At 58.1% G+C, this 23,541-nt stretch carries 18 protein-coding genes and 4 tRNA genes; 11 read left to right on the forward strand and 11 right to left on the reverse strand.

Going from position 1 to position 23,541, the window contains the following annotated elements; translation table 11 throughout:
- Nucleotides 1-73: 73 nt before the first annotated feature.
- The 4 genes from QPM17_RS03100 (at nt 74) to QPM17_RS03115 (ending at nt 5,397) form a co-directional block, all read left to right on the forward strand.
- A complete protein-coding gene (locus QPM17_RS03100) occupies nt 74-1,378 on the forward strand; it encodes an acyl-CoA dehydrogenase family protein (protein WP_285388645.1) in 1,305 nt (434 codons plus the stop codon).
- Between the two features lie 49 nt (nt 1,379-1,427).
- The gene (locus QPM17_RS03105; RefSeq protein WP_285388647.1) at nt 1,428-2,636 is read left to right on the forward strand and encodes an acyl-CoA dehydrogenase family protein; all 1,209 of its coding nucleotides are present in this window, start codon (nt 1,428-1,430) and stop codon (nt 2,634-2,636) included.
- Nucleotides 2,637-2,868: 232 nt separating this feature from the next.
- Complete coding sequence (locus tag QPM17_RS03110) at nt 2,869-3,876, forward strand: hypothetical protein (protein WP_285388649.1); 1,008 nt, start codon at nt 2,869-2,871, stop codon at nt 3,874-3,876.
- Nucleotides 3,877-3,915: 39 nt separating this feature from the next.
- Nucleotides 3,916-5,397 (forward strand): amidase, encoded by a 1,482-nt coding sequence (locus tag QPM17_RS03115; RefSeq protein WP_285388651.1) that lies wholly within the window; start codon nt 3,916-3,918, stop codon nt 5,395-5,397.
- On the opposite strand, the gene nhaD is transcribed toward QPM17_RS03115, so the two are convergent.
- The 5 genes from nhaD to QPM17_RS03140 form a co-directional block, all read right to left on the reverse strand.
- Nucleotides 5,387-6,724, reverse strand: a complete 1,338-nt coding sequence (nhaD, locus tag QPM17_RS03120; protein ID WP_285388653.1) for a sodium:proton antiporter NhaD — start codon at nt 6,722-6,724, stop codon at nt 5,387-5,389. The two genes, QPM17_RS03115 and nhaD, sit on opposite strands and share 11 nt — an antisense overlap.
- Nucleotides 6,721-7,641, reverse strand: coding sequence for a protein translocase subunit SecF (secF, locus tag QPM17_RS03125; protein WP_285388654.1), 921 nt, complete (start codon nt 7,639-7,641; stop codon nt 6,721-6,723). The genes nhaD and secF overlap by 4 nt, the downstream gene beginning before the upstream one ends.
- Complete coding sequence (secD, locus tag QPM17_RS03130) at nt 7,547-9,250, reverse strand: protein translocase subunit SecD (RefSeq protein WP_285388655.1); 1,704 nt, start codon at nt 9,248-9,250, stop codon at nt 7,547-7,549. Before secD ends, secF begins: the two co-directional genes overlap by 95 nt.
- Before the next feature lie 599 nt (nt 9,251-9,849).
- Nucleotides 9,850-9,926: transfer RNA gene (locus tag QPM17_RS03135), tRNA-Met, on the reverse strand.
- 120 nt (nt 9,927-10,046) lie between these two features.
- Nucleotides 10,047-11,384 carry an acetyl-CoA C-acetyltransferase gene (locus QPM17_RS03140; RefSeq protein WP_285388656.1) on the reverse strand — a complete coding sequence of 446 codons (1,338 nt, stop codon included), beginning with the start codon at nt 11,382-11,384 and terminating at the stop codon, nt 10,047-10,049.
- 166 nt (nt 11,385-11,550) lie between these two features.
- On the opposite strand from QPM17_RS03140, the gene QPM17_RS03145 reads away from it, so the two are divergent.
- Nucleotides 11,551-12,957 carry a 3-oxoacyl-ACP reductase gene (locus tag QPM17_RS03145; protein ID WP_285388659.1) on the forward strand — a complete coding sequence of 469 codons (1,407 nt, stop codon included), beginning with the start codon at nt 11,551-11,553 and terminating at the stop codon, nt 12,955-12,957.
- A gap of 170 nt (nt 12,958-13,127) precedes the next feature.
- Here QPM17_RS03145 and QPM17_RS03150 read toward each other — a convergent pair.
- From QPM17_RS03150 to QPM17_RS03175, 6 genes are all read right to left on the reverse strand, one after another.
- Nucleotides 13,128-13,203 (reverse strand) — tRNA-Val (locus QPM17_RS03150).
- A 15-nt stretch (nt 13,204-13,218) separates the two neighbouring features.
- Nucleotides 13,219-13,295: transfer RNA gene (locus QPM17_RS03155), tRNA-Asp, on the reverse strand.
- Between the two features lie 69 nt (nt 13,296-13,364).
- Nucleotides 13,365-13,440, reverse strand: a tRNA-Val gene (locus QPM17_RS03160).
- A 160-nt stretch (nt 13,441-13,600) separates the two neighbouring features.
- Nucleotides 13,601-13,858, reverse strand: a complete 258-nt coding sequence (locus QPM17_RS03165) for a hypothetical protein (protein ID WP_285388662.1) — start codon at nt 13,856-13,858, stop codon at nt 13,601-13,603.
- An 87-nt stretch (nt 13,859-13,945) separates the two neighbouring features.
- Complete coding sequence (locus QPM17_RS03170; RefSeq protein WP_285388663.1) at nt 13,946-14,824, reverse strand: DUF2846 domain-containing protein; 879 nt, start codon at nt 14,822-14,824, stop codon at nt 13,946-13,948.
- Nucleotides 14,825-14,941: 117 nt separating this feature from the next.
- The gene (locus QPM17_RS03175) at nt 14,942-15,943 is read right to left on the reverse strand and encodes a hypothetical protein (protein WP_285388666.1); all 1,002 of its coding nucleotides are present in this window, start codon (nt 15,941-15,943) and stop codon (nt 14,942-14,944) included.
- A 179-nt stretch (nt 15,944-16,122) separates the two neighbouring features.
- On the opposite strand from QPM17_RS03175, the gene purE reads away from it, so the two are divergent.
- The 6 genes from purE (at nt 16,123) to QPM17_RS03205 (ending at nt 23,526) form a co-directional block, all read left to right on the forward strand.
- A complete protein-coding gene (purE, locus tag QPM17_RS03180; RefSeq protein WP_285388669.1) occupies nt 16,123-16,614 on the forward strand; it encodes a 5-(carboxyamino)imidazole ribonucleotide mutase in 492 nt (163 codons plus the stop codon).
- A gap of 174 nt (nt 16,615-16,788) precedes the next feature.
- The gene (locus tag QPM17_RS03185; protein ID WP_285388670.1) at nt 16,789-17,907 is read left to right on the forward strand and encodes a 5-(carboxyamino)imidazole ribonucleotide synthase; all 1,119 of its coding nucleotides are present in this window, start codon (nt 16,789-16,791) and stop codon (nt 17,905-17,907) included.
- Nucleotides 17,908-17,978: 71 nt separating this feature from the next.
- On the forward strand, nt 17,979-18,557 hold the full coding sequence (locus tag QPM17_RS03190; RefSeq protein WP_285388672.1) for a Fe-Mn family superoxide dismutase: 579 nt from the start codon (nt 17,979-17,981) through the stop codon (nt 18,555-18,557).
- A gap of 294 nt (nt 18,558-18,851) precedes the next feature.
- On the forward strand, nt 18,852-20,912 hold the full coding sequence (locus QPM17_RS03195; protein WP_285388674.1) for a putative bifunctional diguanylate cyclase/phosphodiesterase: 2,061 nt from the start codon (nt 18,852-18,854) through the stop codon (nt 20,910-20,912).
- Nucleotides 20,913-20,956: 44 nt separating this feature from the next.
- Complete coding sequence (locus QPM17_RS03200; protein ID WP_285388677.1) at nt 20,957-21,544, forward strand: LemA family protein; 588 nt, start codon at nt 20,957-20,959, stop codon at nt 21,542-21,544.
- A gap of 11 nt (nt 21,545-21,555) precedes the next feature.
- Nucleotides 21,556-23,526 carry a M48 family metallopeptidase gene (locus tag QPM17_RS03205; RefSeq protein ID WP_285388678.1) on the forward strand — a complete coding sequence of 657 codons (1,971 nt, stop codon included), beginning with the start codon at nt 21,556-21,558 and terminating at the stop codon, nt 23,524-23,526.
- Nucleotides 23,527-23,541: the final 15 nt, after the last annotated feature.

Here is a 23,541-nt window from a genome sequence, read left to right on the forward strand (position 1 = left end):
ATGATCAGCAGACACCTACAGACCCCGATCGCTTACGGTCGAAAACAGGAAGACGCCGACAAGGAGGCAGCAGATGACACGGGACCCCATGGGCCTGGCCCTCGCAATGATGAACAGACTTGCCGGCAATCCGTTGCTGGACAGGCTGGGGCTGCGCACCCCGGTAGAGAGAACGGCCTACCACGGCACCCGGACGGGCTTTCGCACCCTGGCCTTCACCGCCCGGGAATTCAGGCGCGTGAAGAACTGGCTGCCCCGGAAACACCTGCCCAAACCCCATGCCTCTGATCTGTTCGATCTTTCACTGACGGATGACCAGCGCATGATCACCGATCTGCTCGGTTGCTATGCCCGGGATGAGCTGAGGGGGGCTGCCGCCGTTGCGGACGAAGCCGGAGAGATACCGGACGGAATCAGTAAATCGGCTACCGACCTGGGCCTGGCGCTCTATGCGATACCGGAAGAATTCGGCGGCGTGGCGGAACACCAGTCTCCGGTAACCAGCGTGTTGATCGCCGAACACCTGGCCTGGGGGGACATGGGCCTGGCTACCGCCCTGTTGGCGCCTTTCAGTGTGGCCCAGGCCATTACCCGTTGGGGCACGGGAGAACAGCAAAGCCGGTACCTGCCGGCATTCTGTGGAGAGCAGCCACCGGTAGCCACAATCGCCATCGACGAACCAGCACCGCTGTTCGATCCGCTCACTCTGCAGACCGCTGCCCGGAGAACCAGCACCGGCTATGCCATAACCGGCCTCAAGAACGCTGTCATACGGGGAGAGCACGCGGAACTCCTGCTGGTTGCGGCAGAACTCGAGGGACAACCGAGACTGTTCATCATCGAGGCAGGAACCCCCGGGATCAGCATCAAGGCCGACCCTGCCATGGGACTTGGAGCGGCTGGGACAGTCCGTTTGCAGCTGGAGAACGTCAAGCTGCCGGCTGATGCCCTGCTGGGAGACGATGATTTCGACTACCAGTGTTTTCTCGACTGTGGCTCCCTGCTTCGCTGCGGTCTTGCCATCGGTACCTCCCAGGCCATACTGGATTACGTGGTTCCTTACTGCAATGACCGGGAAGCCTTTGGCGAACCCATCAGCCATCGCCAGTCCGTTGCCTTCATGATCAGCAACCTGGCGATCGAAACAGACAGCATGCGCATGCTCACCTGGCGTGCCGCCAGCCGCCTGGAGCAGGGTCTGCCAGCACGCCGTGAAACCGCCCTGGCAAGGTTGCTGTGCAACGAAAAGGCCATGGAAGCCGGCACCAATGGCGTGCAACTACTGGGTGGTCATGGCTTCGTCAAGGAACACCCCGTGGAGCGCTGGTATCGGGATCTGCGTTCCATTGCCACACAGACCGGTGGCCTGCACGCCTGACCATCATAGAGCGCCTTTGATCACCCTCTATCATCACGAGGAGACACCCATGAATCTGGAAATCCCAAGGAAATTCACTCCGCTGATCAATCAGGCTCAGCAGGTCGCCCGTGAAGTGTTCCGACCGATCTCGCGCAAATACGACCTTGCAGAGCACGAATACCCCAGGGAGCTGGACCTGTTCGCCTCCATTATGGACGGCATGAATGATGGCGCGGCCGACGGCGGCACTGGTGCCGGAAAGCTTGCCCGGTCCGACGGCAGCGGCGGAACGGGCAACCGCAACGGCACCAACATGAAAACCGTGCTGGGACTGACAGAGCTCTGCTGGGGCGATGTGGGCCTGGCCCTGTCCATTCCCCGTCAGGGCCTGGGAAACTCAGCCATTGCCGCCGTTGCCAATGACGAACAACTGGCCCGTCTTGGCAACACCTGGGCCGCCATGGCCATCACCGAACCCGGTGCCGGCTCTGACTCTGCGGCCATCCGCACCACAGCCACCGAAGACGGCGACCACTACATCATCAATGGGGAAAAAATCTACGTCACCGCCGGCGAACGCGCCGACGCCGTTGTAGTCTGGGCAACCCTGGACCGCACCAAAGGCCGCGCCGCCATCAAGTCCTTCGTGGTGGAAAAAGGCACCCCAGGCATGACCGTCGAACGGCTGGAGAAAAAACTCGGCATCCGCGCCTCCGACACCGCCGCTATCCGCTTCGACAACTGCCGCGTTCCGAAAGAAAACCTCCTTGGCGACCCGGACATCAGCGTCGAAAAAGGCTTCGCCGGCGCCATGCAGACGTTCGACAACACCCGCCCCGTCGTTGCCGGCATGGCCATCGGTGTTGCCAGCGCCGCCCTGCAGAAAACCCGCGAACTCATCGCAGCCACCGGCACCGACCTGGAGTATCGCCACCAGACCTGGACCCAACCTGCCGTCACCCGCGAACTCCAGCTCATGGAAGCCGAACTCGAAGCCGCCCGCCTGCTCACCCTCCGCGCCGCCTGGATGGCCGACAACGGCCTGCCCAACTCCAAAGAGGCTTCCATCGCCAAAGCCAAAGCCGGTCGCGTGGGCAACACCATCACCCTGCGCTGCGTGGAACTCTGTGGCAGCCTGGGATATGGCCAGACCGAACTGCTGGAAAAATGGGCCAGGGACTCGAAAATCCTCGACATCTTCGAAGGCACCCAGCAGATCCAGCTGCTGATCATTGCCAGGAGACTGCTGGGTAAGTCGTCGGCGGAGCTGAAATAAGCTAACCTGTGTGAAAGCGTCTAAAAATCAGGCAGGTGCAATAGGTTTCCGCCACAAGCACAGCGAGTAGCTCAAGGCCTGATCGCGGCGGATGTATCACTTCTCCCCAGACCGTGCATTGCCAAGGATGGCAATGCCGAGCCCCCATGGATGGGTTTACGGCGTGTCTGGGGAGAAGTGATACATCCGCCGCAGACTCCCAACATGCAGTCTTAAAGGCACACATAACTGAATGCTGAAGATAAACCGAGAAAACCTGAAAACCAGCCACCAACTCATCTGGTTCACCATAGACTTCCTGATGCTCGGCCTGCTCATCATCAACCTGGCCTTCATCATCTTCGACTCGACCTACAACTTCGTCGCCATCCAGAACCTGCTGGCCGAAAACGCCCCGGCGATCAAAGAGTTATACCACCCAATCCACGAAAACTTCATCTTCTACGACCTTATCTTCGTCAGCATATTCCTGACAGAGTTCGTTATACGCTGGGGCTACTCTATCAAGGCAAAGGTCTACGACCGCTGGTATTTCTACCCGTTCATCCACTGGTACGACATCGTTGGCTGCATCCCTGTCGGCACCTTCCGTTTCCTGCGGATACTGCGGGTAATCTCCATCATCTACCGCCTGCACCAATACAAGGTGATCGACTTCACCCAAACCAAAGTCTTCCAGTTCTTCAACTTCTACTATGAAGCCTTCATGGAAGAACTCTCCGACCGGATCGTCATCAAAGTGCTTTCCGGAGCCCAGGAAGAAATCCGCCGTGGCTCCCCCCTGTTTGACCGCATCCAGAACGACATTCTCTACCCCAGGCGGGACATGCTCTCGGACTGGGTCTCCCAGCGCGTGGCAGAAGCCGCGCAGGAGGGATATGTACCCAATCGCGGCGCTCTTCGCAGCTATCTGGAGACCCGGGTAGACAATGCGCTCAAACAGAATCTGGAACTGTCGCGGCTGAAATACCTGCCGGTGGTGGGCCCGACCATTCAGGAAACCCTGGAGGAGGCCGTAGGGGACATTGTGGCCAACGTTATCCACCAGATCCTGGAAGACCTCGCATCCGCCTCCAACCACGCGTTTATTGAAGACATCGTCAATGTCTTCCTGCCTGCGCCTGAAGAAAACCGCGAACAGGAGGCGCCCAACGAGGCCCTGATCAATCTGATCATCGAGATACTGGACGCGGTCAAGTCACAGGTGAAAGTCAAACACTGGCGCAGTGAGTTAACCTGATCTGACCCCCTCCCGCCGGATAATAACAACGAGGAAGCCATGAACCCATTGCACTACCGCTCCGCCACCGAACTTGTTGGCGACCTCAAGAACGGCAAGCTAAGCAGTGTCGAGGTTACCCGCGCCTTTCTGGACAGAATCCACCAACAAAACAGCGCCATTAATGCCGTTGTGACGCTGGACGAAGCCACTGCCCTGGAAAAAGCCCGGAGCGCCGATGAAGCCCTGGCCCGGGATGAACCCGCAGGCCCCCTCCACGGCCTGCCTTTAACACTGAAAGACACCTGGGAAGTTGCAGGAATGGTGTGTACCGCCGGTGCACCGGCCCTGAAGAATCACCTGCCGCAAAAACACGCGGACGTGGTCCGGCGACTGGAAGACGCTGGCGCCATCATTCTGGGAAAAACCAACGTTCCCATCTATGCCACCGACCTGCAGAGTTACAACAAACTCTTTGGCGTCACCAACAACCCCCACAACGCAGAGCATACCCCGGGCGGCTCCTCAGGCGGTGCTGCCGCAGCCCTGGCGGCAGGCATGACACCCCTGGAAGTGGGCAGCGACCTGGCTGGCTCCATCCGGACACCCGCCCATTTCTGCGGCATTTTCGGTCACAAGCCTTCACGGGCGCTGGTATCGTTCCGGGGCCACATCCCGGGGCCACCGGGCACCGAATCCCGACCAGACCTGGCCGAGGGTGGCCCACTGGCACGCTCTGCAAAAGACCTGGAATTGCTGCTGGGCGTGATTGCCGGTCCGGCTGAACGGGAGCGCAACAGTTGGCAACTGGCCATGGCGCCGGCAGCCATCCAGTCACTGGAACAGGCCCGCGTAGGGCTCTGGCTGAAAGACCCCCTGTGCCCGGTAGATGGCGAACTGGTGAAAGGCTACGAACAACTGGGCCGCGACCTGGAAAACCGCGGCGCGTTGGTAGCCGAAGCACATCACAACCTGTTGAACCTGGAACATATCCTGCCGGCCTATTTCAACCTGCTGGGCAGCCTACTGAGCACCTCCATGAAACCGGCCCAGCGGCGGCAAATGAAATGGATTGCCAGGCTGGAAAAATGGCTACATCTGTTTGGACCGGTGACGGCCTTTATCGGCGAATATGGCCGCGGAGTAAACCAACCGGTCTACCAGTGGATGGCATGGAATGAAACCAGGGAAAAAATGCGGGCAGAAATCATGTCGCTGTTCGAGGAATTCGATGTTCTTCTGACCCCGGTTACACCCACGACAGCCATTCGCCACGATCACAGCCACCCGGTTTTCAAGCGGCAGATTACCGTTGCCGGCCAACCCCGAGCCTACATGGACCAGTTCTGCTGGATTGCCCTGGCCACGCTACTGGGGCTGCCCGCAACCTCGGTACCCATTGGCAGAACGAAGGACGGATTGCCATTCAATGTGCAGGTGATCGGGGCACCGGGAATGGATCTGACGACCATACGGTTTGCGGAGTTGCTGGAAGCAGATGGACTTGCCGGCTTCCAGCGCCCACCGGATCTCAGCCATTAATCATGAAGTGCACCCAGATACTTGCTCCATAGCCGAGGGCAATTGCCGGTGTCCATTTCAGGTGGCTGAGAAAAGTATACTGCCCCCTCGCCTGCCCCATCAGGGCGACACCGGCGGCTGAACCGATCGACAGCAGGCTGCCGCCGACGCCGGCTGTCAAGGTAACCAGTAACCATTGGAAGTCCGGCATTGCCGGGTTCATGGTCAGTACCGCAAACATCACCGGGATATTGTCCACCAATGCCGAAATCACCCCGATCATGACGTTGGCAAAGGTAGGCCCCAGATCGCCATACAATGTGGCTGACATCATACCCAGGTAACCAATAAAGCCCAGGCCGCCAACCGCCATGATAACGCCGTAAAAGAAAAACAGCGTATCCCACTCCGAACGGGCAATGTGAGAAAACACGTCAAAGGCACGACGGCCCTGCGTCCGGTCGCCGGAACTGTCTCCGGGTGGCGTTTCAAAGCTTTCGTTCCAGTGGTACTCCTCGTGGCGCTTGAGGTAAAAACCAAAAACCTTCAGGTAACCCAGCCCCGTCATCATGCCGAATACCGGAGGGATATGCAGGAACTGGTGAAAACTGATGGCAGTGGCGATGGTCAGCAGGAACAGAGCGCAGATCACCAGCCCGCCCGGACGAATGACGTTGTCGTAGGACTCAGGCGAGGACGGTTGCCCTTTCGGCAGGGCAAAATGCATCAGCGCAGCCGGCACAAGGAAGTTCACCATCGACGGCAGCAGCAGGTGGAAAAAATCCTGAAATGGAAGAATGCCTTTCTGCCAGACCATCAATGTAGTGATATCACCAAACGGGCTGAACGCACCCCCAGCATTGGCACCCACCACGATATTGATACAGGAAAGTGAGACAAAAGCAGCGCTGTCCCGGCCCACCGCCATCACCACCGCACACATGATCAGTGCTGTGGTCAGGTTGTCCGCTACCGGCGAGATACAGAATGCCAGAATACCGGTAATCCAGAACAGGCGCCGGTATCCGTAGCCCTTGCCCAGCAGCCAGATCCGCAGTTGATCGAAAACGCCGCGCTCAAGCATGGCGTTTATGTAGGTCATCGCCACCAGCAGGAAGAAGAACAGTTCGGCGTATTCGAGGAAATTGTGACGGATCGCATCCTCGACTTCGCCACTGGCTCCTGCAGCCCGATAGGTAATGGCCACCAGCACCCAGATCAGTCCGGCGGCGATCAACATAGGCTTGGACTTACGCAGGTGGATCCGCTCCTCCAACATCACCAGAACGTAAGCCAGTCCAAAAATCGCCAGCGCCAGATAGCCTACCGGATGGTCAACAAGGTTCATGGAATCAACTCCAGTTCACGACGAATTTCATCGGCCGTTGGCCGCAACTGTGCCAACCCCCTCCCGGCTCGCCTCTGGCCCAGGTAGAACAGAATCGGTGATGCAATGAAAACCGATGAACTGGTGCCGATGACGATACCGAACAGCATAGGCAAGGCAAAACTTGCTACAGCCACACCTCCAGCGATGCCCATGGGCAGCAGAGCCAGGAATGTGGTCACCGAGGTAAAGACGGTGCGGGTCAGGGTCGAGGAAATGCTCTCATTCAGCAACTCCAGCATTGGCCGACCGGGCGTTCTGCGCAGATTTTCACGGATACGATCGAACACAACTACCTTGTCGTTGACGGAATAGCCGATGAGGGCAAGAAGCGCCGCTACGGCCGTCAGATTAAACTCTATGCCAGCCAGGACGAAGAAACCGATGGTTTTGGTGATGTCCAGCGCAATGGTCAATGTCGCGGCCAACGCGAAGTGTGATTCGAAGCGAATCCAGAGATACGCGAGCATACCGACGCCGGCCAGCAGAACCGCCAGAATCGTGGCATCACTGAATCCCCCACTGACTTTGGGCCCGACCATATCGATCCGAGGAAACTCGGCATCCGGCTGCGCCGCGAAAACAGCCGTTTTCAGCAGTGCCACCTGCGAAGCTGTTGCACCGGGCTCTCCCTGCTCAACTGGCAGGCGGACCAGGAAACGCCCGTCAGCGCCGAACTCCTGAATGGCGGCTTCATCAAGGCCATGGGACTGCAATGTGGTGCGCAACTGCTCCACCGTTGCTGTACCGGCCTGCACCTCAACCACGGTACCCCCGGTGAAATCAACGCCGTATTTCAGCCCAGGCTGGACAAGCAGGCCAATGGCAGCCACCGACAACACCGCCGATACCAGCAATCCGGCCACGCGGGCACGCATAAAGTTCACACCCCTCTCGCTGAGCCTGTCCAGCCAGGCGATGCCGGAAATCACCAACAGCTCCCGGGCCCTGCCCCGAATTCGCCACTCCATGATCAGCCGGGTAACCGCAATTGCGGTAAACAGGGACGTCAACAAACCAATACCAATGGTGACCGCAAATCCCCGCACCGGCCCACTGCCAACCAGGAACAGAAGGCAGACGGCAGACGGCGATCAGGGTGGTGACGTTGGAATCCAGGATGGTTATATAGGCCTTACCAAACCCTTGCCTGAGAGCCATCCACGCAGGCTTGCCCTTGCGGGATTCCTCCCGGATACGCTCGTTGATCAGAATGTTGGCGTCCACGGCCATGCCGATGGTAAGAATAATTCCGGCGATGCCCGGCAGTGTCAGGGTAGCGCCGAGCAGGCTCAACACCCCGAACAGCAACCCTATGTTTACCGTCAGGCCCACACAGGCGATCAGCCCCCAGCGTCCGTAAAGCCCTACCATGAAGGCAATCACCATGGCGGCTCCCAGCAAACCCGTGGTCAGCCCCATGGCAATGGCGTCACTGCCGAGGTCAGGGCCAACCGTGCGCTCCTCCGCCACATGCAGTGGGGCGGGTAAGGCGCCAGCCCTAAGCAGCAAGGCCAGGTTGCTGGCCTCCCTGGTTGTAAAGGCGCCGCTGATTTCGCCACTGCCGCCGCCGATAACACTGCGAATGACAGGTGCCGTGATTACCTTGCCATCCAGAACGATGGCAAGGGCCCGGCCGATATTGTCCCGGGTCATATCATCAAACAGGCGAGCACCTTCATTGTCCAGCTCGAAATTGACAGTCGGTTCGCTGGTGTCAGGGTTAAACGCCATTTGCGCATCCCGGATACGCTCACCGGGCATGGCGACCCGTTTCTCCAACTGATACTGGCCTTCTCCGTCAGCGCCCGGCAGGGAGAACACGGCAACCCCTTCCCCCATCTCCCGCGTCACCCAGTGGAAACTCATCTTCGCCGTGGTACCCAGTAGCTGGCGGATTTCACCGGGATCGGCGACACCCGGCATCTGCACCAGGATGCCGTCACTGCCCTGACGGGTAATACTGGGGTCCACCAGGCCGGTTTCGTCGAGCCGCCTGCGCACCACTTCCAGGCTTCGTTCCACGGCATCCCGGGACACACTCTCCCGCCAGGCTTCGGTCAGGGTCAGCACCAGACGCTCACCACTCTGGTCAACCTCAAAGCGGCGCGAGCCATCGGGGGTTTCCCGGGCCAGCTCGCGGGCAAGGTTCGCCGCTTCAGGCAACTGGTCGGATTGGCGCACCGGCACCTCAACACGGCCCCCGATCATCAGGGCCCTGCCATAGCGAATACCCGCCTCGCGCAGGGTTCTGGCCAGTTCTTCCGCTATGGCCTGGCGCTCGCCGGAAAACAGGTCTTCAAGGTCGGCCTGCAAAAGCAAATGGGATCCACCCTGGAGGTCCAGCCCCAGGGACACTGTGTTTTTCAGGTACCAGTCCGGCAACTTTCCGGAGAGGTTGTGGGAAAGAAGATTCGGTAATGCACTCAGCAAACCGAGCGCTATCACCAGGCCGTAAACCACGGCCCGTGAACGCAGGGATTTCATGGGCAATCCTCAATGAACGTCAGCTATGCTAAATGGCTGTCCTGATGAACGGCCACAACCAAATGGAGGATTACGCTGCGGGTGGGGCCCGGAGAAGAGGATGCAAAAAGCCGCGGCACGCCCTTGTGCAGCAGCGAATTGACGTGACGAAGTAGGGTCGGATAAATCCAGTAGCACCAAAAACCGGCTGATCACATGGGAACCAATCGGGGGCGTCATTGCTGTTTCCGGCCCCGGTATTGTTGCCGGCATAAGCGTCTTCAACCCGGACTTTCTCCGCGTGAGGTGCTGTGACAAGGTGCTGGAGTTCACTGACAATTCTGGGATCGAGCGAGGATCCGGGAGATAACGAGTGGCTGCCGCCGACAACGAGAGCAAACAGCAACAAAATCAATGGCAGACCGGCAGCTGGCGTCGCTCTTGCTCGGTGATTATCGGATTTTGCTACGTTCATGCCATTTCCCTCAGGCCGCGATAACAGTCTGGGGCCAGGGCATTTGTCGGTCAACGGAATCCTGACACGGCACCGGAAACTACTTAGGCTGGACCAAAACCAAAAAAGGCAGACCAGTAAATTACTGATCTGCCTTTCTATTATATGGTAGCGGGGGCAGGATTCGAACCTACGACCTTCGGGTTATGAGCCCGACGAGCTACCAGACTGCTCCACCCCGCATCAACTCTTTACTGTACTGCAAAATCTGTTGTATCCCGGGGATGCCCCCGATCAACGAGGTGCGAATACTACGGGGCGAAGAAGCCTCTGTCAAAGGGAAAATTTAATTTTTTCGCAGACTTACCGCTCCAGTATGGCGGTCACCCCCTGCCCGCCGGCCGCGCAGATGGAGATCAGCCCACGGCCACTGCCTTTTTCCTCAAGCAGCTTTGCCAGGGTAGCGACAATACGCCCGCCAGTAGCCGCAAAAGGATGCCCCGTGGCCAGGCTGCTGCCTTTGATGTTCAGCTTGCTACGGTCGATACTGCCCAGGGGCTTGTCCAGTCCAAGGCGATCCTTGCAGAAATCAGCGTCTTCCCATGCCTTGAGGGTAGAGAGTACCTGGGCGGCGAAGGCTTCGTGGATTTCATAGAAGTCGAAATCCTGCAGTGTCAGCCCGGCCTTCTCCAGCATGCGAGGCACAGCATAGGCCGGCGCCATCAGCAGCCCTTCCTTCTTGTCCACGAAATCCACGGCCGCCACTTCAGAGAACGTCAGGTAAGCCTTGATTTCCATGTTATTGGCCTTGGCCCATTCTTCACTGGCAAGCAGCACACAGGAGGCGCCGTCAGTAAGCGCCGTGCTGTTGGCGGCAGTCATGGTGCCGTTTTCCCGGTCGAACACAGGCTTGAGCGTTGCCAGCTTTTCCAGCGTGGTGTCCGGGCGCAGGATGTTGTCTTTTTCCAGGCCCGCCAGTGGCGTCATCAGATCCTTGAAGAAGCCTTCTTCGTAGGCTGCAGCCAGCTTCTGGTGGCTTTCGTAGGCCAGCTTGTCCTGCTCGTCACGGGGAATCGACCACTCATGGGCAGTAATCTGGCAATGGCCGCCCATGGACAGACCGGTCCGGGGCTCGCCATTCTGTGGAATTTCCGGTTTCAGGTGCCCCGGACGGAACCGGCTGAGAACCTTCAGGCGCTCACCGGTGGTTTTGGCCCGGTTCAGATCCAACAGGATTTCCCGCAGGCCCTCACCGACGCCAATGGGCGCATCGGATGTGGTATCAGTACCACCGGCGATGCCGCACTCAATCTGCCCCAGGGCGATCTTGTTGGCCACCAGTATTGCCGCCTCCAGGCCGGTGCCACAGGCCTGCTGGATATCGTAAGCAGGTGTCTCAGGTGCAAGGCCGCTACTGAGCGCGGACTCGCGGGTCAGGTTGAAATCCCGCGAGTGCTTGATGACTGCACCAGCCACAACCTCACCCAGGCGCTGGCCCTGAAGACCATAACGATCAACCAGGCCACGCAACGCCGCAGTCAACAACTCCTGATTGCTCACCTTGCTATAGGCCGTATTGGAGCGGGCAAACGGAACCCGGTTACCGCCGATAATCGCAACCCGGCGAACGCCACTTCTGGCTGCTGGGGCCTTTTTTGGTGCCGCGGTTTTCTGTTGGGTGCTTTTCGGTGCCTGTGCCATGATGTTGTCCTGTTTGAACGAGTGTATTCATTGCGTTGCAGTTTAGCGCCGGGGGGCCCTGGCTCATTGGCATCCCTGACATCCGCAGGAGAGCGTTGAGTCAATCCAAAAACGGCCTGATTCTTTAACCTGTACGCCGATATTCGCTTTGCAAAAGGAAAATGCCATGTCTGATCTTTATCTGAAATTCGTCAATACCCCGGTTGGCAAAACTGCTGCCCAGTCTCTCGGGCTGCCCTCGCCGGTCCCCCTGAAGCGCTGGAAGCGCACAGACCAGCCCTTTGTCGAGGGTGACGTACTGGTTGGTGCTGCCAATGGCGGCAAGGCTATTGCTGCCATTGGCAGCCTGTTGGGCGCCAGCCCCGCGAAGCTCTTCCACGCCAGTGCTGTGGATACTCTGAACGATTCTTCCAAAAGCGGCAACAAAGCTGAAGCGCTGGCCCTCAATACCGATATTGACAGGAAATTTTCCGCCCTCGTGCTTGATGCCACCGGCATGAAAGACACCACTGACCTGCGCGCTGTTTACGACTTCTTCCACCCTACCATCCGTAAGCTGGCCGGCAATGGCCGCGTACTGGTTATCGGACAGGATCCGGCGACCTGTCGCCAGCCGGCAAAAGCAGCGGCTCACCAGGCACTGGAAGGATTCGTGCGCAGTGTTGGCAAGGAAGTTGGCAAGAAAGGCTCCACCGCCAACCTGTTATGGATGGCGCCTGGCGCAGAGAAACAGCTGGACTCCAGCGTACGTTTTTTCCTGTCCCCCCGGTCAGCCTATGTATCCGGGCAGGTGGCACGTATCGGCAAGAGCTCAGAGGCGCCTGCCACCAACCCTGTCGCGCCACTGACCGGAAAAGTAGCACTGGTAACCGGTGCATCAAGAGGTATTGGCGCCTCCATCGCAGAAACCCTGACCCGGGACGGGGCCACTGTGATCGGACTGGACATACCCCCGGCAATGGAAGAGCTGCAGAAAGTCATGGATGCCCTGAAGGGGAAAGCGCTGGCCTGCGACATCACCGATGAGAAGGCACCGAAGCAGATTGCAGAGTTTGTGAAGGAGCACTTCGGCGGCATTGATCTGGTCATCCACAATGCCGGCATCACCCGGGACAAGACCCTGGGTAACATGCCGGAGCACTTCTGGGACATGACCATCGCGGTGAATCTGACGGCAGAAGAGCTGATTGACGAAGAACTGATGCACCAGGAGCTGCTGCGGGAGAACGGCCGCATTGTCTGCATTTCCTCCATCAGCGGCATTGCCGGCAACTTTGGCCAGACCAACTACTCAACGGCCAAATGCGGCGTCATTGGCTATGTCGAAGCCATGGCAAAACAGGTGAAGAACGGCGTGACCATCAATGCCATAGCCCCCGGTTTCATCGAAACCCAGATGACCGCCGCCATGCCAATAACCATTCGCGAAGCCGGCCGGCGCATGAACAGCCTGTCCCAGGGCGGTTTACCGGTGGACGTGGCCGAGGCCATTGCATGGTATTGCAACCCGGCATCCAACGGTGTGAACGGGAATGTGGTTCGGGTTTGCGGGCAGTCGTTGATTGGTAAGTAAGGCGATTGTCGCTCGCGTGGTGTCGGATTAGCGTGATGTCGGATTACGGCTGCGCCTAATCCGACCTACACCATTGCCTACGTCCGTGCACCCGTAGGTCGGATTAGCCAAAGGCGTAATCCGACAACCCAAAGCATCGGGTGCCAAGAAAAACATCGGGGAAATAAAAATGGTGGGTGGTACTGGGATCGAACCAGTGACCCTCGCCTTGTAAGGGCGATGCTCTCCCAGCTGAGCTAACCACCCGGGATAGGAAAAAAATGGCGGAGCGGACGGGACTCGAACCCGCGACCCCCGGCGTGACAGGCCGGTATTCTAACCAGCTGAACTACCGCTCCGCATCAATCCCTGCCTGAATGGCTATCGGGACCTGAAACCGGGCGGGGTGGCCCGGTGATGCTGAAAAGTGGTGGGCGGTACTGGGATCGAACCAGTGACCCTCGCCTTGTAAGGGCGATGCTCTCCCAGCTGAGCTAACCGCCCACTTTCACAGCACACTGGTGATTCAGCGTTGCTGTCTCAACCAAGTGAGACGCGCATTTTAAGCATTTGTCCGGCGGTGTCAAATTTTTTGCGGGTTTTTTCTATAAAAACCCGCAAACCATTATAAACTGTACACTTTTCAATCAGAGCTGTTTGCTGCTCACAGGTTTTTTCCACCTTTCACCGCCCTCAGTTCAGGTGCTTTCTGCCCTGCCTGCCTGGCTTTTCGATGGAGCGACAGCTCACTGACCCGAGACTTGCGATCCTCAGGCAATGCCCGTTCCGCCAGCGAGCAATTGAGATGATCCAGGCGCTTCCTGAAATCCTCAATCCGGTGGCCGGCATTTTCAAGGACACCCGGCAGCACCTCCCCGGAAATCCGGCGGAAAGTCTGTTGTAACGAGTCTCTCAGTGACATGATCCCGCCATCCTCCGATTACTGACTACCAACAGTCTAGTAACCGAAGTCGGAAACGACAATTCACCGGGGGCCATAATTACAACGTCAGAATATCCACCAGCCATCACCGGCCTCCGCCTCTTCCTTTCTCCTGCGCTCCTGCTCAAGTGCGGCATACTCCCGCTCAAGCTCACGCAACCGGCGATCGCTTTGCAACGGTTCCGTGGGCCCGCCACCGAACGGCCAGTACCAGGGGGCTTCTTCATATTTGCCCTCTGCCTTCAGGCGCTCGATTTCAGCTTCCCGCTCCTCTTCCAGTAACGCCAGGTTCCGCTCGTAGTCGCCATCCTCGTTAGTTTCCACAATGGATGCCGCAGCATGGTTCGGCGCCAGCAAGTCACTATTGAGGAAACGGGTGGAGACAATTTCACTGGCCTGCATGGCGTAATCCCGGGTGACCAGTTGCAGGTCGCCGGAGGTCAGAGGGTGGTCTTCGGCCAGCGCCGGATGGTTATTGTCGGGTTCTTCCAGTTCGTTGTAGCGCAGGTAATAGATCTGTCCCGGCTCTACCGTCAGGGTGGCATCCGCAATCAGACTCAGGCTGAAGGAGTTCAGCCCCTCAAGCCCCAGTAGCGGCCTGCGGATGGCGATGTGGCGATCACCGGGGGCCACTTCAAGCCAGGTAAAACTGTCATTGCGGATATTGAAGTAATGATGGTCGTCTATGTAGACACTGGGCGCTTCGATCTCATCAGCCGCCCACTGTGAGTGGGGACGATAGAAGTAGAGAACCGCATTGCTGCTGTCCCACTGGTCATTACCGATGTGGACAAAGTCATGACCTGACACCGGATGCAGGAACGAGCCAACGCTTTTGCCGATGGACTGGTAGACCGTGCAGCCGGAACCGAGAGCCAGCAGAGAAACAACAGACAAAGCACTCAGTAACCTGGAAAAACGGGGGAAAAGAAATCGGGTTTTCATTGTTGTTCACTCTTCATCCTTTCGCGAGTTGACCCGATCATAACAACTGCGATCTCACGGAACTGAGAGCTACCGCAAGGGATGAATACAAACTGTTACAAAGCACTGGCAGGAGCACTACTGCCCCGATAGGCGCGAACGCAAGTCGTTCACTTCCTCCGACAACCGCACCAGCCGGGATGTCAGCTGGGATCGCGACGAATCAATCACGGATACCGTCTTCTTCAGTTCCGCCAGATCCTTGCGAACCGCATTCAGCTGGCCACTGCTGGAGAGATTCTCTGTTGCCTCCTCGAGGGCGGCAATCCGGCTCTCCAGCCCGTCAATGCTCAACTTCTGCTCCCGCTCAAATCTTACCAGCTGGCGCTCAACCATCTTATCGACCCCCGAGAGGGATTCGTCCAGCCTGGTCAGCCTGGAGGCATTCTCCTGGCCGGTCTCGCGCACGGCGACGATCTGCTTTTCAAGATCTGCTCTGACCTCATCAAGCCTGGACGTGACATCGGCCTCCAGCTTATCCACTGCCGCCGCCAGCTCTTTGCGGTCACTCTTGCCGCTGTCTACGTCCGCCCGCAGGGCCTCCAGCCTCGACTCATGATCATCCAGACGTTTGCGATTGCGGTCGTTGGCCACCCCCCAGAGTTTACGGATTTCACTGTCGGCAGTATCCAGGCGCTCACCCTGGGTCTCCAGCCTGTCTTCGATAGACTGGCCCTTCTCCTGCAGGCTTTCGCCGGTTTCGGAAAGCTCACCTTCAAATCGCGCCAGCGCCAGTTTGCTCTGCCGCGCCCAGTAATCCGCCTCCTCGAGCTGCCCCTCCAGCATCTGGATCCGCTGCTCCTGCTGGTACCAGCCGGCGCCGGCGGCGCCGGCAACGATCAGCAGACCGATGGCCAACATGGTGCCCCGGCCGGAACCTCCGCCTCCGGAGGACTTGCCGGCCGGCCCCTGCGGACGGCCACCTCCGGCAGCACCCTGCCCGCGCGCATCAGGCTTTGTGCCAGTCGCCGCCTGTTCGGCGGCACCCTGTGGTTCTCGCTGCGCAGACAGCCCTTCTTCCCGCTGGTTTCGTGCGGGACCAGTGCGAACTTCATCATCATCCGGACGGATTGGTTCCATAACAGCTCCAGGATATGGACGGTAAGGGTAACAAGGCCTGATAATACCCGTACCTTGCGACTCAGCAAAATCAGGGCCAGTAAAGGGTCCCGAATGCGGCCGTGGACGATCGTCTGTTTGCATGGTCACAGGGCCTTACATACAATGGCCGGCTTTCTCACACATCAGGACTGTTGCATATGCAGCCGCTTGTAGGACTCATCATGGGCTCGAAGTCAGACTGGCCCACCATGGAACACGCCGCCGAGATGCTGGACAGGCTGGGCGTGCCTTACGAGACAAAAGTTGTCTCTGCCCACCGCACCCCGGATCTGCTGTTTGATTACGCCAAAACCGCTTCCGACCGGGGCCTGAAGGTCATCATCGCCGGCGCTGGTGGCGCTGCCCATCTGCCGGGCATGGTAGCTTCACAGACGTCATTGCCGGTGCTCGGTGTTCCCGTGCAGTCCAAGGCGCTGAATGGTCTTGATTCGTTGCTGTCAATTGTACAGATGCCCGGCGGTATCGCAGTGGGCACCTTGGCTATCGGCAAAGCCGGCGCTACTAATGCTGGCCTGTTAGCTGCACAGATTATCGGCACATCCAAAGACGATGTCCGCAAAGCAGTCGATGAGTTCAGAGCAACTCAGACACAGAGAATTCTGGACAACCCTGATCCCAGCGATCAGTGAATCCAACGCCATAGTCGGCTGAGCGGGTCGGGGCAGGCTTTCCAGAACTGTGCGGAGCCATGGATGGCGGAGCTCAAGCGCCACAGGGATGTGCTTGAGCGTGTTCTGGAAAGCCTGCCCCGACCCGCTCACAACACCGAACTTTGACAGATGCCCAATGGCAGGAGATTACAGATGAGAATTGGTGTTTTAGGGGCTGGACAGCTTGGACGCATGTTGGCGCTGGCTGGGTACCCGCTGGCCAAGACGTTTGTTTTCTATGATATGTCGGGTAGTCCCAGTGCCGGACTAGGCGAAGTGATTATCGATCGGGACGGTCAATATCTGGATGACTTCATTTCCCGGGTGGACCGGGTTACCTATGAGTTTGAACACTTACCAGTCGACGTAGCCGAGCGAATCGCAAAAGAAAAACCCGTTCATCCCTGCCCTCGTGCCCTCCAGGTTTGCCAGAACCGCGAAATGGAGAAAACACTGTTCGGCGAACTCGGCATCCCGACACCCGAATGGAAAATTGCAGACAGCGCAGAGTCTTTGCAGGCTGCCGCTGAGGCCCTTGGCTGCCCGGTTGTCGCCAAATCCAATACCGAGGGCTATGACGGTAAAGGCCAGGCCGTTCTGCGCTCGCCGGAAGAGGCTGCAGCCGCATGGCAGTCTATCGGCCACTCGCGCCTGATTGTTGAAAAGTTCGTCGACTTCCGCCGCGAGGTTTCCATCATTGCCGTGCGTGCCGAAGACGGCGAGCTGGCGTTTTACCCCATGGCCGAGAACGCCCACCACGAAGGTATCCTGCGCTACTCCATCGCCCCGGCTCCGAAGCTTGAGAAGCACGTTCAGGAAGACGCCGAGCGTTACATCAAGGCGTTACTGAACGAGCTGGATTACGTGGGCGTGCTGACCCTGGAGCTGTTTGAAACCGCCGAGGGCCTGGTGGCCAATGAAATGGCACCACGGGTTCATAACTCCGGCCACTGGACCATTGAAGGCGCCATGACAAGCCAGTTCGAGAATCATATCCGTGCGGTAAGCGGCCACCCGCTCGGAAACACCGCCCCACGCGGCGTCAGCTGCATGATCAATATCATTGCCGAGCATGGAGACATTGAACGAATCCTTGAACTGCCCTACGCTCATGTACATCTCTACAATAAAGGTGAGCGCCCGGGACGGAAGCTTGGCCATGTGACCGTTCTGGCGGATAGCTACGAAGAATTGGTATGGCGGGTTAAAAACTGCGCCCAGTTTTTGCCCGGCTGCCCGGAGTTTGACAGTACGCTCACGGCAAGGGGTTGATTTAACTCAAAGCGACCCTATATTTATGGCCTACACCCACATAAACAGAGAGAATCAGGGAGAACGACCTCATGGCATTTGAACTTCCCGCACTGCCCTATGAAAAGAACGCACTGGAACCGCACATCTCTCAGGAGACTCTTGAGTACCATTACGGTAAGCACCACAACACGTACGTTACCAAGCTCAATGGCCTGATCGAAGGCACGGACAACGCAAACAAGTCCCTCGAAGACATCATCAAGAGCGCCAGTGGCCCGCTGTTCAACAACGCAGCCCAGGTATGGAACCATACCTTCTACTGGCACTGCATGAGCCCCAATGGTGGTGGTGAGCCAACCGGCGCTGCCAAGGAAGCCATCGAAAAGGCATTCGGCTCATTCGAAGACTTCAAGAAAGAATTCAACGACAAAGCCACCAACAACTTCGGCTCAGGCTGGACCTGGCTGGTGAAGAAGCCCGACGGCAGCGTTGGCATTGTTAATACCAGTAACGCCGAAACACCGCTGACAACCGCGGACAAGGCAGTTCTGACAGTAGATATCTGGGAGCACGCGTACTATATCGATTATCGCAACTCCCGTCCGAACTATCTGGAAGCCTTCTGGAAGCTGGTAAACTGGGATTTCGTGAACGAAAACCTGGCGTAATACTGCTTCGGATAGCCATTATCCAGGACGCCCAAGAAAACGCCCGCATGATCGCGGGCGTTTTCGTATTTGGGTACTTCTCCCGATTACCGTACGTTTTTGCGGACCAGAGAGACTTGCCACATTACAAATTGATACACCCGAAGCCTGAAATATCTGGAAAAATTGCCGATACTGAATGCAGTAAATTGAAACTGAACCATACTTGAAGACCAAAGACTCTACCGAGGGCCCTTTTGCCCCCCGGAAACGGGACGGGGCCTCGCTCAGCTGGAACGGATCAAACAGGCCTCCATGCAAAATTCCTTTGAGGTAGAACATCGCCTGGGGTACCGGGTACTGAGATGGGTATTGGCTGTCGCGCTGGTCACCGGAATTCTGGTTAGCACGATCCAGGTCATCCTTGATGCCCGACGCGTATCCAGCTCTCTTGATGAGCAAGCGCAGCAGACCATGGCACTGGTCAGGGATGCCTCAACACAGGCGGTGTTCAGCATCGATGCAGACCTGGCGCAACAGGTTGTTGATGGCCTGTTTGCCCAGGAATCCATCCATATGGCTCGCATAATCCATCCGGATGGGGAACCACTTGGCAGCCGAGCCAGGCCACTCAGGGACAGCGCCTTTCGCCCATTGACCGATGCAATCTTCGGTGATGAACGATCTTACCGCCAGGAACTCTCCCGGGGCGGCCAGTCCAGTGATGTCTACGGATACCTGGAACTACATTACGACACCGGCCCGATTGCACTGACCTGGCTTGAGCGCGCCTCGGTAACATTCGCCTCCGGCATTGCCCTTGCAATTATCCTCGGCATGGCCCTGTTCGTAGTCTTTCACATGCTTCTCACACGCCCATTGCTGCGGATTGTCCAGTCCGTCAAGCAGGTTGATCCAGACCATCCGGACGATAACCTCATCCATCTGCCAAAGGGCCATCAGAGTGACGAGCTCGGCCTCTGGGTCAACGCCACCAACAACCTCCTGGTCGCCATTGGTGACAGTCAGACCCGCCACCGGGAAGCGGAGGACCGGGTCAACCGGCTCTCCCGATACGACCAGCTCACCGGCCTGCCAAGCCGGGACACCTTTATGGAGCTGTTGCAGACGGACATCGATGAGGCCCGGGAGAGCAAGTCCGTCCTGTCTCTGTTCTGCTGCGGCATTGATGATTTCAAATCCATCAATGAACAATTCGGCTTCCGCACGGGTGATCTCATTCTACAGACCGTCGCTGACCGTCTGACCCACAAACTCGGCGGCACCCGCTTCACCATTGCCCGCCTGGGCAGCGACCAGTTTGTGATCGTGGAAAAAGGGTTACGTGACGGATTTCAGGCGGCAGACACCGCAGACCGTATCCTGGCATCCCTGAGCAATCCCATGACGTTCGACGACCAGACGGTCACCATGACGGCAACCCTGGGCATTGCCCTTTTCCCGGGCGATGCTGAAAAAGCCGACAGACTTCTGCAAAGCGCCGAACAGACCATGGCGCTGGCCAAGGAAAACGGGCAAAACTACTTCCAGTTTTATGTCGCCAGCGTCGACCGGGAAATTCGCGAGCGCAAGCAGCTCGAAAAGGACCTTTCCGGAGCCCTGAACAATCATCAGTTCCACCTTGTCTACCAGCCCCAGGTCAACCTGGAGACACGCCGGATTATCGGTGCCGAGGCACTCATTCGGTGGGAACATCCGCAAAGGGGCCTGATCCCACCAGACGAATTCATTCCCGTTGCCGAGGTGAACGGCAGCATCGTCGAAATTGGCCAATGGGTGCTCGACCAGGCCTGCTGGCAGGCAGCCCGCTGGGCCAGTGACGGCATGCCCCTGAGAATTGCCGTCAACCTGTCCGCGGTTCAGCTTCGCCAGGACAACATTGTCGACGACATCATGGACACCCTGACACGACACAATATTCCAGCCGGTCGGCTGGAGCTGGAAGTCACCGAAACCAGCTTCATGACCAACCTCGAAGATGCTGTAGAGAAACTGAAACGCCTGCACAGGGCCGGTATCAGTATTGCGGTGGATGATTTCGGAACCGGTTACTCATCTCTGACTTACCTTAAGCGCATGCCGGTGCAACACCTCAAAATCGACAAGCAGTTTATTCGCGACCTGCTGATCAACGAAGAAGACACCAGGATCGCCAACACCATTATCGACCTGGGCAAGAGCCTGAACCTCACTGTTGTCGCCGAGGGCGTCGAAACAGCGGAACAGGAATACTATCTCGCCCAGAGGGGCTGCCAGCTTGCACAGGGGTATTTCTTCAGCAAACCGCTCAAACCACGTGAATTTGAGAAGTTTGTCGCCAGTTTTCACAGTAAAATCATGGAAAATAATGCCTGATTACCCATCCACCTAACTGATCCCCAAGCCCGCAAGGAGTCGCCATGGGAACCACGCTGATCGGCCTCATTGTTATTGCCGTTGCTGTTGTCTACATCGTTTTTATCTACAACCGTCTGGTCTCCCTGCGTAACCAGTTCAAGAACGGATTTGCCCAGATTGATGTCCAGCTGCAGCGCCGCCATGACCTCATTCCGAACCTGGTCGAAGCCGCCAAGGCGTACCTTTCCCACGAGCGCAACACCCTCACCGAAGTGATGGAAGCCCGCAACAACGCCGTCAGTGCCCAGAAAGATGCTGCCGGCGACCCTGCGGACGGCGGTAAGATCCAGCGCCTTGGCAGTGCCGAGAACATGCTGTCCAAGGCCCTTGCCAACTTTTATGCGGTGGCGGAAAACTATCCGGAGCTGAAAGCCAACGAGACCATCCAGCAGCTGATGGAAGAGCTCTCCAGCACTGAAAACCGGGTTTCGTTTGCGCGCCAGGCGTACAACGATGGCGTGATGAGCTACAACATCTTCCGCGAACAGTTCCCGAACAACATTGTGGCCGGGCTGTTCGCGTTCAAGCCTTCCTCCCAGCTGGAGCTGGAATCCCCTGAGGCCCGCCAGGCACCCAAAGTCGCCTTCTGAGACCGGTTGCCATGGCACATCCCGGATTTTTCCAACGTCAGGCCAGTGCCCGCCGCAACACCGGGCTGCTGGTGCTGCTGTTTCTCACTGCAGTGGCCTTAATCACGCTTGCCGTCTGTCTGGTGGGCTTTCTGGTCACCCGCAGCGAATATACCGGGTTGTCGTTTGCAGACTGGCTGCTGAGCCGCCACGGCCTGTTAACCGCACTTGCTGTCGTCGCCCTGATCGGTATTGGCTCTCTGATCCGCTGGGCGGACCTGTCGGGAGGTGGCGAACGGGTCGCAAAGATGGTCGGTGCAAGGGCCATTGCGCCGGACACCAGCGATTCCGACGAACGCAGGCTCCGCAACATTGTGGAGGAAATGTCCATCGCCAGCGGCATCAGCGTACCGGAACTCTATGTCATGGACCACGAAACCGGCATCAACGCCTTTGTGGCGGGTTATACACCTGGCGAAGCTGTCATGGTGGTGACCCATGGCGCCCTGACCCAACTTACCCGTGACGAGCTCCAGGGAGTCGTAGGGCACGAGTTCAGCCATGTACTGAATGGCGACATGCGCCTGAATGTACGGTTGATCGCCATACTGGCCGGCATCCTGATGATCGGGCAGATTGGCGCTTTCCTATTGAGAATCTCATTCCATCGAACCCACCTCTCCGCCCGGTCATCCCGGGACCGTCGGGGCCAGGCCATCTTCGGGCTGGTGGGGCTGGCACTGCTGGTCATCGGTTATGTAGGGGTGTTTTTTGGCAGGCTGATCCAGTCCGCGGTGTCCAGGCAGCGGGAAATGCTTGCCGATGCGTCCTCGGTGCAGTTCACCCGCAACCCTGAGGGCATTGCCGGAGCCCTGTTCAAGATCGGCCTCAAAGGTGGATATCTGGATACCACCAGTCATGCCAGCGACATGAACCATATGTGCTTTGGGGAAAGCACCCGCATGAAATTCGCAGCACTGCTGGCGTCACACCCACCGATACAGGAACGCATCGAAACCATTCAGCCGGGTATGTTCGCCCGCCTCCGCAGCCGTCTGCGGGACAGCGAGCCCGAAAGCACCCTGCGGACCATGGGCGCCCCCTCCCCCGCAGTCAGCGGAACAACTGCACGTGAAGCCGTATCAGGGTTCAGTGCGGGCGTCAGTGCAGCAACATCCCCCCTGAACACACAACAAGAACAGACACTTTCCAGCTCGGTTGGCACGGTCAACAGGCGCAGTGAAGACTACGCCGTGAATCTGCTCAACAGGCTGCCATCCACCTTCCGTAACCTGCTCTATACCCGGGCCGGCGCTATCCAGCTGTGCTATGCGCTGCTGGTATACCAGTTGCCCGAGCAGATCCAGCAGGAGCGGCTGTCACTGCTGACCGGCCAGTCGCCCTTCGCCCCCAACCACGATCTGCTGGAAAAGCTTGTACCGGCCCTGGCAGCGCTGGGCAACGCGGTGCGCTTTCCAGCCCTGGAGCTGGCCATGCCGGCCCTGCGCAAACTGGACCCGGAGGAGCGCCGGCTGCTGACAGGAAACACGGAAATACTGATCAGGGCAGACAATCGACTCAGCCTTTTTGAGCTGGCCATGCACACATTCCTTCGTCGCCACCTGGCGGAGGATTCCGCGCGGGTGGTTCCCGTTCGCCACCGCAGCTACCGACCAGTCGTCAAGGAACTACAGGTGTTATTCAGCCTGATGGCAAGGGCGGGTGCCGACGACGTCGCCGCCAGTCGGGCGCTCTTCAATGAGGCAATAGCGGGCTTTACAACGGGACCGACAAAACCGGAACTGCTGGAGACGGTATCCATCAAGAGCCTGAGGAAGGCACTTATCGAACTGAACAGTCTGTCACCACTGCTCAAACCAGGCATTCTCGACGCCTGTGGACACTGCGTTCTTGCGGACGGACAGATCAGAACCACAGAGTACGAATTGATTCGCCTGGTGGCGGACCAGTTGGATTGCCCGATGCCGCCACTCCAGGCCTGAATTCCAGCCTGACCA

The sequence above is a fragment of the Marinobacter azerbaijanicus genome (assembly GCF_030250645.1).
Lineage (GTDB): Bacteria > Pseudomonadota > Gammaproteobacteria > Pseudomonadales > Oleiphilaceae > Marinobacter > Marinobacter azerbaijanicus.

What these genes read in the sequence shown, in the direction of transcription:
- QPM17_RS03100 (WP_285388645.1), top strand. Translation starts at nt 74, where the DNA reads ATGACACGGGACCCCATGGGCCTGGCCCTCGCAATGATGAACAGACTT.
- QPM17_RS03105 (WP_285388647.1), top strand. Translation starts at nt 1,428, where the DNA reads ATGAATCTGGAAATCCCAAGGAAATTCACTCCGCTGATCAATCAGGCT.
- QPM17_RS03110 (WP_285388649.1), top strand. Translation starts at nt 2,869, where the DNA reads ATGCTGAAGATAAACCGAGAAAACCTGAAAACCAGCCACCAACTCATC.
- QPM17_RS03115 (WP_285388651.1), top strand. Translation starts at nt 3,916, where the DNA reads ATGAACCCATTGCACTACCGCTCCGCCACCGAACTTGTTGGCGACCTC.
- nhaD (WP_285388653.1), bottom strand. Translation starts at nt 6,724, where the DNA reads ATGAACCTTGTTGACCATCCGGTAGGCTATCTGGCGCTGGCGATTTTT.
- secF (WP_285388654.1), bottom strand. Translation starts at nt 7,641, where the DNA reads ATGCGTGCCCGCGTGGCCGGATTGCTGGTATCGGCGGTGTTGTCGGTG.
- secD (WP_285388655.1), bottom strand. Translation starts at nt 9,250, where the DNA reads ATGAAATCCCTGCGTTCACGGGCCGTGGTTTACGGCCTGGTGATAGCG.
- QPM17_RS03140 (WP_285388656.1), bottom strand. Translation starts at nt 11,384, where the DNA reads ATGGCACAGGCACCGAAAAGCACCCAACAGAAAACCGCGGCACCAAAA.
- QPM17_RS03145 (WP_285388659.1), top strand. Translation starts at nt 11,551, where the DNA reads ATGTCTGATCTTTATCTGAAATTCGTCAATACCCCGGTTGGCAAAACT.
- QPM17_RS03165 (WP_285388662.1), bottom strand. Translation starts at nt 13,858, where the DNA reads ATGTCACTGAGAGACTCGTTACAACAGACTTTCCGCCGGATTTCCGGG.
- QPM17_RS03170 (WP_285388663.1), bottom strand. Translation starts at nt 14,824, where the DNA reads ATGAAAACCCGATTTCTTTTCCCCCGTTTTTCCAGGTTACTGAGTGCT.
- QPM17_RS03175 (WP_285388666.1), bottom strand. Translation starts at nt 15,943, where the DNA reads ATGGAACCAATCCGTCCGGATGATGATGAAGTTCGCACTGGTCCCGCA.
- purE (WP_285388669.1), top strand. Translation starts at nt 16,123, where the DNA reads ATGCAGCCGCTTGTAGGACTCATCATGGGCTCGAAGTCAGACTGGCCC.
- QPM17_RS03185 (WP_285388670.1), top strand. Translation starts at nt 16,789, where the DNA reads ATGAGAATTGGTGTTTTAGGGGCTGGACAGCTTGGACGCATGTTGGCG.
- QPM17_RS03190 (WP_285388672.1), top strand. Translation starts at nt 17,979, where the DNA reads ATGGCATTTGAACTTCCCGCACTGCCCTATGAAAAGAACGCACTGGAA.
- QPM17_RS03195 (WP_285388674.1), top strand. Translation starts at nt 18,852, where the DNA reads ATGCAAAATTCCTTTGAGGTAGAACATCGCCTGGGGTACCGGGTACTG.
- QPM17_RS03200 (WP_285388677.1), top strand. Translation starts at nt 20,957, where the DNA reads ATGGGAACCACGCTGATCGGCCTCATTGTTATTGCCGTTGCTGTTGTC.
- QPM17_RS03205 (WP_285388678.1), top strand. Translation starts at nt 21,556, where the DNA reads ATGGCACATCCCGGATTTTTCCAACGTCAGGCCAGTGCCCGCCGCAAC.